The 8144-nt window shown below is 56.8% G+C and carries 4 protein-coding genes and 4 pseudogenes; 3 read left to right on the forward strand and 5 right to left on the reverse strand.

What is annotated here, in order from left to right; genetic code table 11:
* Positions 1–133 (forward strand): annotated as a pseudogene (locus HWX39_RS35315) (IS3 family transposase); the annotation flags it as partial.
* Positions 134–171: 38 nt separating this feature from the next.
* Positions 172–333 (forward strand): annotated as a pseudogene (locus HWX39_RS35320) (integrase core domain-containing protein); the annotation flags it as partial.
* A gap of 61 nt (positions 334–394) precedes the next feature.
* On the opposite strand, the gene HWX39_RS35325 reads toward HWX39_RS35320, so the two are convergent.
* Positions 395–1222: a ferritin-like domain-containing protein gene (locus HWX39_RS35325; protein ID WP_175972097.1), complete on the reverse strand. Its 828-nt coding sequence runs from the start codon at positions 1220–1222 to the stop codon at positions 395–397.
* Between the two features lie 558 nt (positions 1223–1780).
* Between HWX39_RS35325 and HWX39_RS35330 the strand changes: the two genes are divergently transcribed.
* Positions 1781–3148, forward strand: coding sequence for an MATE family efflux transporter (locus HWX39_RS35330; RefSeq protein ID WP_175972095.1), 1368 nt, complete (start codon positions 1781–1783; stop codon positions 3146–3148).
* Between the two features lie 251 nt (positions 3149–3399).
* Here the strand turns inward: HWX39_RS35330 and HWX39_RS35335 are convergent, their stop codons facing one another.
* The 4 genes and pseudogenes from HWX39_RS35335 to HWX39_RS35350 form a co-directional block, all read right to left on the reverse strand.
* Entirely contained in the window at positions 3400–4695 is a 1296-nt protein-coding gene (locus HWX39_RS35335; protein ID WP_175972098.1) for an IS701 family transposase, read from the reverse strand.
* Between the two features lie 418 nt (positions 4696–5113).
* Positions 5114–6130, reverse strand: a pseudogene (locus HWX39_RS35340) (IS3 family transposase); the annotation flags it as partial.
* A 43-nt stretch (positions 6131–6173) separates the two neighbouring features.
* Positions 6174–7442 carry an IS256 family transposase gene (locus tag HWX39_RS35345; protein WP_175972096.1) on the reverse strand — a complete coding sequence of 423 codons (1269 nt, stop codon included), beginning with the start codon at positions 7440–7442 and terminating at the stop codon, positions 6174–6176.
* Positions 7443–7500: 58 nt separating this feature from the next.
* Positions 7501–8034 (reverse strand): annotated as a pseudogene (locus HWX39_RS35350) (IS3 family transposase); the annotation flags it as partial.
* Positions 8035–8144: the final 110 nt, after the last annotated feature.

An 8144-nucleotide genomic window follows, 5' to 3' on the forward strand; every position in this document is an offset into this window, starting at 1 on the left:
GGCCGATCTGTTCGAATACATCGAAGTGTTTTACAACCGCAGTCGTCGTCATTCATCGCTCGGCTTTGTTTCTCCGGAGCGGTTCCTTCGGGACTGGATCAAAGCTCAGCAGACCAAGGACGCCGCCGCATAACTAGGGACCGTTGGAAGGCGAAAAACCGGGGGAAGCTCACCATGAAGCACAATTACTTCGCCTATATGGACAAGTCTGACGCACCAACAGCGCTCTCGCGTCTGGCTATCGCGTTTGAACACTACAATGAGCGCCACCCGCACAAAGCCCTGAAATACCGCTCGCCTCGCGAGTTCAGGCGTAATGCGGTGTCATCAACCTACCGGTGTCCGCGTGTCCTGAGTTACAGGGGCAACTCCATCAACACCGCAGCCGCCACGTTCAGCGCAGCAACAAGTGCCGCATGATCTCGGTGAGCGGATAGTGGACACCGATCTGGATCTTCGCGGGCAGGTCGAGCGGTTTGAGCAGCATTTTCACACACATATCAACCGAAAGGTTGCGCCGCACGAGCGCGTTGATGCACGAGGCTCGTTCGCGGTTGTACTGACTGTCGCCGACATGATCTGGGTAGCGAACCGCGAACACGTGGCGCAGCGCCATCTCGGAATCCTCGTTCTTGATTTCCATCGCGCGGCGTGCCAGCGCGCCGAGCACCGCGAGCCGGCCATTGCCTTCGAGCTGGTTGTACTTCTTGAAGAAACTGAAGAAGTGCTTGTAGTGGCGCACTTCGTCCGTGCGGATGTTGTCGGTGATTTCCTTCAGCACGGGCTCGTCCGAGCACTCGTTGATCGCGCGATAGAGCGTGGCCGTGCCCGTCTCGACGACGCAGCGCGCGACCATCTCGAGCGCGCGGGTCTTCTCGAACGCCTCGACCTTGCAGGTCTTCGAATACTCGGTGAAGAAATTCGCGAACGCGGTATCCCAGTCGAACTCCGGCCACACGTGCGCGATGTACGCCTTTAGCGCACGACCATGCTGTAGTTCTTCGTGCTCCCACGCATTGTTGAGCCATGCGCAAATTTCCGGATCGTTGTTGAAGAACTGGCTCAGATTGCTACTGTAGAGATCCGAGCCGCTTTCGATGAACGACGATGCGCACAGCAGCAGCAGCATATCCTCGTTCGCGGCGGCATGCTGACGATCGATCCGTGTCAGGTCGATGTCCTCGATTCGCCACGGCATCGCATTCGTCGTTTTGGTGTCCATCATCGTTCGCTCCCAATCATCGCGCGCGGAGCAAGTCTGCCGGTAATCGGCCAGTTATTGAAGCGACTCGCGCTAGCTTACGTTAAATTTTGCTATTGCCAAATTAATTGGTGATAATTTGATATTGATTCGCGAATCCGTTTCGTTTTGTTAAATTGGTTTAAATAGATGACATTTGTCATGCCAAAGTATTTTGTATATTTTATTGAGTGGAATTTTGTCAATCGGAGTGGACTTTGTGTATTTGGTGTGCAATCGGCAAGAGTGAAATTTGGTATAATGCCGTACCTTCATGCCAAATCTGCTTGAGACATCGAGAAAACTCGATGTCCTGATAAATGTAGCGATAGGCCACACAAATCATATGCACTTCCTCCTGTTTTCTCCTACCCGACAAGGCGTTGTCTGGATGCATCTGCATCAATCTATGTTTCCTCCATCCCTGACTCGCTGAGATGAGCGCGCGCGATCGTGCGCGTCAGCAATCTATAGCTCATTGATACGCAAGCAGCGAAAACGCGTCGCTTCGAGGCGCGGTGGTAAGTCATCGAGGTAACTATGTCACAATTTATCTCCACAAAGAATCTTGCGTGCGCAGTAAATGCGTCGCCACTCAAACAATATGCCGCGCTAGCCATGGCGGCCGTCCTATCCGGATGGGTCTACATCGCTTACACGCTCATCGACGGTATTTTTATCGGGCGATATGTTGGTCAACAGGCTCTCGCTGCGCTCAACCTAGTGACGCCGCTGACTTACATTCCATATGCTATCAGTGTAATGGTCGGCGTAGGTGGTTCAACTTTGATTGCGCGTTTGCTTGGGGAGCAACGTGTCACGCAGGCGCAGCGCGCCTTCACACAGGTGTTATGGGCGATGCTCGCCCTGGGTGTGATCGTGAGCGGGATGGTTCTGATCTTCAAGCAAGAAATCACCCTTCTGCTTGGTGCAACAGGGGCACTCGCTGACGACGTTAACGCCTATCTCGGTATCTGGGGCTGGTTCGTCCTGTTCTCCAACGGCCTCTACGCGCTGGAGTTGTTTTTGCGCGCCGAGGGACCTCGGGCGGCGCGCTTCGGCGTATTCGCAATGTTGCTCGGCGCGCTAACGAACATTGCACTCGACTACTTGCTGATTGTGCTCAAGGGGATGGGGCTTCAGGGAGCTGCACTTGCCACGGGCCTATCCATGATGGTCTCGAGTTGTGCGATGTTTGCCTATCATATGACGCAAGCCAAACGGATCGTGCCCGTTCGACGTGCGTTTGCCGACTGTGGTGAACGCTACATCATACGTGTCGCCTGCAACGGAGCATCTGAATTCTTAAGTGCACTTGCCCCGGTTATAACGGTTTTTGTTTTTAACCGAGTCGTGCTCTCCAATTTCGGCGAGACGGGACTCGCCGCTTATGCTGTGCTCGAATACATCGTCCTTGGCGCGACTGTCACCATGATTGCATTAGTGGAGAGCATGCAACCCATCGTCAGCTACTATCGCGGCGCGCGAAACGTAGCTGACCTTTATCGTGCGTTCCGGGTGAGCGTAATCGCGACGGTGGTATTCTCGGTTGTTGTGGCCATTGGTACCACCATGGCCTCACGACCGCTCACGTTTCTTTTTTTGCCAGCAGGCGATGAAGCGTGGACAATTTTGCAACCAGCGGTGCCATGGTATGCATTGGCATTTTTGCCGGCTGCGATCAACCTGATCGTGACGGGCTTCCTTACTGCCTGCGAAGCACCCGGCCCGTCTGCGACGATCGCAGTATTGCGCAGCTGGATCCTGTTGCTAGGCACAGTTTGGGTGCTGGACCGTTGCTTTGGTAGCGCTGCAATTTGGTACGGAGTGCTGGTTACTGAATTATTAACGCTTGTCGCCAGTGCATGGCTATATTGGCGTACAACACGAAATGGCGTTGTTACATAGCTACAAGAAACGGCTTAGATCAGGTGATTGACGAGAGCGGGTGGATCGTGGCGTGGGTGACGCTCACGGAGGAGGGAGGCTATACGAGTGAACTGGAGCTCGAGGTGAAGGCGGGGGGTGCCCCTATGTCCTTCGTCAAGCGTTAGTCTTACTGTGTCAATAAATCAGCATTGGATGCTGAACAAAACGGACATCGCTCGAGCCGGCGCGCGATGTATGCAGCGATACGCCAGCGCAGCGTGGTGATGGAATCAGCCGCGTGGCGCTGTGCGCGCTGGGGACCCGCGTGGCACGTAATCCGAGGGAAAGGCAAATGGGTCGCGGATCGCGGAGTTTTTTTTACTGTCGCCTTGAATGAGGCGTTGCGCAACAAGAAATCCATAGGCAGCAATACACAACGATGCATGGTGATGGAATCCACGCCAGCCACGACCTTCGAAGTGTCCCAGGCCGAACTCCTGCTTGAGATCCTGATAGTCCCGCTCGATACGCCAGCGCATCTTGGCGACATGAACCAGTCGTTCGAGCGTCGTGTCTGGGGACAAAGTCGAAAGCCAGTATTTGAGTGGCTCCGCATCACCTTCGGGCCATTCGATCAGCAGCCATTCCTCATCGCGCAGTGTGGAGCGCCAGTAATCTCGGTGTGAAGCACGCACGCGCACGGCAGCAAAGCGCGAACTGAGCGCGGCGCACGTACCTTCGCGCCATATCACGTTGCGATAGCGCGAGGCATCGAGCGTAGAGGCCAGATCCTTGACTCCGATCGGTTCATGTCCCGGTGCGCGCCGTAACAAGCTGCGTGGCCGGCCCGATTTCCCCGCGGCGGGCTCGGGCGGTAGAGGAGCCGTGCCCGGCGCCCAGACGCGCGTGTTCGAGCGAATGCCCACCGCATACTGCAGCCCGAGCTCGCTGACGGCCTCCCGAAATGAAGTGTCGTCTCCATAGCCCGCATCGGCCAACACGATACCGTCGGGCGCGCCGCTTTGCCGTGCGTCGCGCAACTGCCCGGTCGCACTCTCTGGTTTGGTTGCAAACTCGATTTCCTCGGGCACGCCGGCTTTCTGTCGTCGCACGGGATCGTCGCTCCATTCACGCGGTAGATACAGTCGATACGACACCGGTAGGCTCGCGTCTTCCGTCGCCACCGACAAGCTCACCGCAACCTGGCAGTTGTCCTGCTTGCCCAGCTGACCGCAGTATTGCCGTGCCACGCCGACCGAATGCTTACCCTTCTTGGGAAATCCCGTGTCGTCAATAATCCAGTACAACCCGCCAGCCGGGTCCATGTGCGGCAGCACCCAGCGCCGCACCTGCTCGAGCAGCGCCGTATCGGACCATTCCGACTTCGCCACGAAATGATGTAGCGACTGGTGCCGCGCGCTCACATGCTCCGGTTCCAGATGTGCCGCCAGCGGCTCGACGCTCTTGCGCCGAATTGGCAGCATCAGCCCTTGGCAATAGCCTCTCAATCCTGACTCGCGGTCGCTATGCCCAAGCGCTTCACACAAATGTTCCAGATACGCCTCGAATGACGTCTCCCAGTCCATCATTCCTCACGTCATGGATGAAGAAGTTCCTATAGTGGCATGAATTTATTGACACAGTAAGACTAGGCGCGGGACAAGGAACGCCGCACCTGAGCACAACAAGGATGTCAACCTTTCAATATTATTTCAATCGGAATGTTCTTATGCGAAAAATATGCGCCCAGACAGCGGCAGTAACGGTTCGATCAGTGTCCACAATTCATCGTCGATGATCGGCTTGCCCATTTGCTCAGCCTCGGTTGTTCCGATGCCTGAGGTTAAGGAAGGTCTGCAGAAGTCGTTTCCGGAGCGACGATCTTCCACAACCATCGAGGCCTGAACATTGAGGACATTTTTGAGGGCGGGACCGCCTGGCACTGCTGTTGGGCGCAAAGTAATAATGAGCCACTTGGGGATGCGGCTATTTTCTTGGACCGATTTACGTTGTTAACCCAAGGCTTTCACGGTACTCGATGGGGCTGAGATAGCCGAGGGAGCCCTTGATCCGTTTTTCGTTATACCAGCGGATATAGGCATCCAGTGCCTCAACGAATTCCGCGATGGTCGTCGAACGCCAATTGCCAGGGTAAAACATTTCGGTCTTCAGCCTTCCGAAGAAGCCTTCGCAGGCCGCATTGTCTGGTGAGCAGGCTTTGCGCGACATGGATCGAATGAGGCTGGCGTTCGCAATCCGGGACAGCCAACCAGGCCAGCGATAGTGACCACCTCGGTCGGAATGCACAATGGGCTTCTCATCGCCCTCGGTCACAGTCTCGATAGCGGCATCCAGCATGGTATTCACGAGTTCTGCGTCAGGGCTCGTACCAATCGACCAACTGACGACCATGCCATCGAAGCAGTCGATCATGGGTGATAGATATACCTTCCCCGCAGGGATGTGGAACTCGGAGATATCCGTCAGCCACTTTTCGTTGGGGGCGGTGGCGTGGAAATCGCGATTGATGATGTTATCTGGGGCCGGACTAATTTCCCCAACATAAGAACGATACCGGCGCCGCTTGGGCCTGGCTGCGTAGAGGCCGCCTTGTTTCATGAGGCGACGCACGACTTTCTCCGATAGAAACACCCGTTGCCTGCTGAGCGCTGCCTGCACCCGACGATAGCCGTATGATCGGTGATTGTCCTCGAATATCTCTGCAACGGTGCGGCGGACTTCGGCATATTTGTCGGCGACCCGTATGGGCGACCGATGGTAGAAATAGGAGCTGCGCGCCAAGTCCAACCGCACAAGCAGTTCAGTCAAACCGTATTCTTCTCTCAGGGCGTCAACTAGCGTCGTCTTCTCCCGGTTGCTCAGGAGCGGCAGGTCGACGCCCAGGTCTTTTTTTAGGAGTTCATTCGCCTTCTTCAACAGGTCGTGTTCAAGCTGCAGATTGCGAATGTCGCGCCGGAGCTCTTCGACCTGTCGCTCCAGTTCGTCCCGATTTGTCTCTGCGAACCTGTCCGGATTTTTGTGGGCGAGGCGGTTGAACAGCGCGTTATCCGCGCGCCTGCATAAATCGGTCGCCGAACAGGATAGCAAACTGGTTCATCGCTGATTTCCAGTCGAAGGCGGCCCGCACGCTCTTGGCCAGTACATTGCGCAGCGCCAGCCAGAGCAGCTTGATCGCCGCCTCGTCATTCGGGAAGTGGCCGCGCGTTTTGATGATCTTGCGCAACTGCATGTTCAGACTTTCTATGGCGTTTGTCGTGTACACAACCCGTCGAATTTCCGGCGGGAACACGTAGAACGGTACGACGTGCTCCCATGCTCGCTGCCACGATTGCACGATGGTCGGATATTTCTCGCCCCACGGGCCATCAGCGAAGTCCTGTAACGCCTGCCTTGCCGCTTCTTCGCTGGCAGCCGCGTAGATCGGGCGCAGCGCCGTCGCGAGCGCCTTACGGTCCTTGTAGCTGGCGTACTCGAGACTGTTGCGGATCAGATGCACGATGCAGGTCTGCACGGTTGTCCGCGGGTAGGCTGCGCTGATGGCCTCGGTCAGCCCCTTCAGGCCGTCGACCACAGCTATCAGGATGTCTTGGCAGCCGCGCGTCTTCAGTTCGTTGAACACCTTGAGCCAGAACTTGGCACCCTCGGTCTGCTCGATCCAGAGGCCCAGCACGTCGCGCTGGCCGTCGGCCTGGATACCCAAGGCCAGATAGACAGCCTTGTTGCTGACCACGCCGTCGTCGCGGATCTTGACCCGCAGCGCATCGAAGAACACGACCGGGTACATCGGCTCAAGCGGACGGCTCTGCCAGCTCAGCGCCTCGGCCATCACCTCGTCGGTGACCGAGCTGATGAAGTCGGGCGAGACCTCGGTGCCATAGTGCTCGGCCAGAAATCCCTGAATCTCGCGCACGCTCATGCCGCGGGCGTACATCGCAATGATGCGCTCGTCGAAGCCGGTGAAACGGCGCTCATGCTTGGGGATCAGGATTGGCTCGAAGCTGCCGTCGCGGTCGCGGGGCACGTCAACCCGAACCGGGCCACGATCGGTGATGACCGTCTTGCTGCTGGCGCCGTTGCGCTCGTTGGCCTGACCGAGCGGCTTGGGCTGGCCAGGCGGGTAGCCCAGATGCAGATTCATCTCGGCGCCCATCGCACGTTCGATGACCGCCTTGTTGAACGCCAGCATCAAGTCCTGCACCTCGGCCGGCGTCATCGGCCCCTTGACCAACTGGTCCAGCAGTTCCTTGGGCAGTTCAGGCAGCGGCCCGCGGGCCGCTGCCTGACGCGCTACAGTTTGCCGTTTCTTCTTCATTGGCATATCCATGACTTTTACACCTCATGATATGCCTCGCCCACGAAATCACGGATAGGTCCGTCTCTGCGGGTGAGCCCTTGTCGCGTTTCATGGATGCAGGAGCCTCTCGGCCGAGTAACTGGTTCTTCCAGTTGTACAGTGTCACCCTGTCGACGTCCAGCTTTCGCGCCACCGCCTGTGCACTTCCTTCCCGTGTGCACAGTTCGTACACTGCGGCCTGCTTGGACGCCAATGGCACGGCCGGTCTGCCCGCCTTGCTAACTACGCATTTCTTGGTTTCCGGATAGCGCTCACGAACCCACTTCGACAGTATCTCGCGACAGGGATAGCCCAATGCCCTGAGGGTGAAGGTAATGCAGCGCCCGTGGTTGACGTAATGCTCGAGTGCCGAGTTCTTCTGCTCCTCTGAGTACTTCGGCTTTACGCGAACATACCCCTTCTGCAGATCGCCACTCTTTTCGAATTCGTCACACCACGCCTTGAGAGAATTCTTCGTCGGGTAACCCAACTGGCGGATGGTTGCCTTGATGCGCTTCCCGAGCTTCAGGTACAGCTCGACCGCCCGAACATGCTCTTCGTATGAATACATGGTGACCCTGCCTCGTTTTCACGTACAGCATGTCATGCAGCAGCGCGTAGGGTTTCGTATTCGACGGGAGTGCAGTAGTCGATCGACGTGTGCATGCGCTGTCGATTGTA

The organism is Burkholderia sp. BCC0322, from assembly GCF_902833045.1.
GTDB lineage: Bacteria > Pseudomonadota > Gammaproteobacteria > Burkholderiales > Burkholderiaceae > Burkholderia.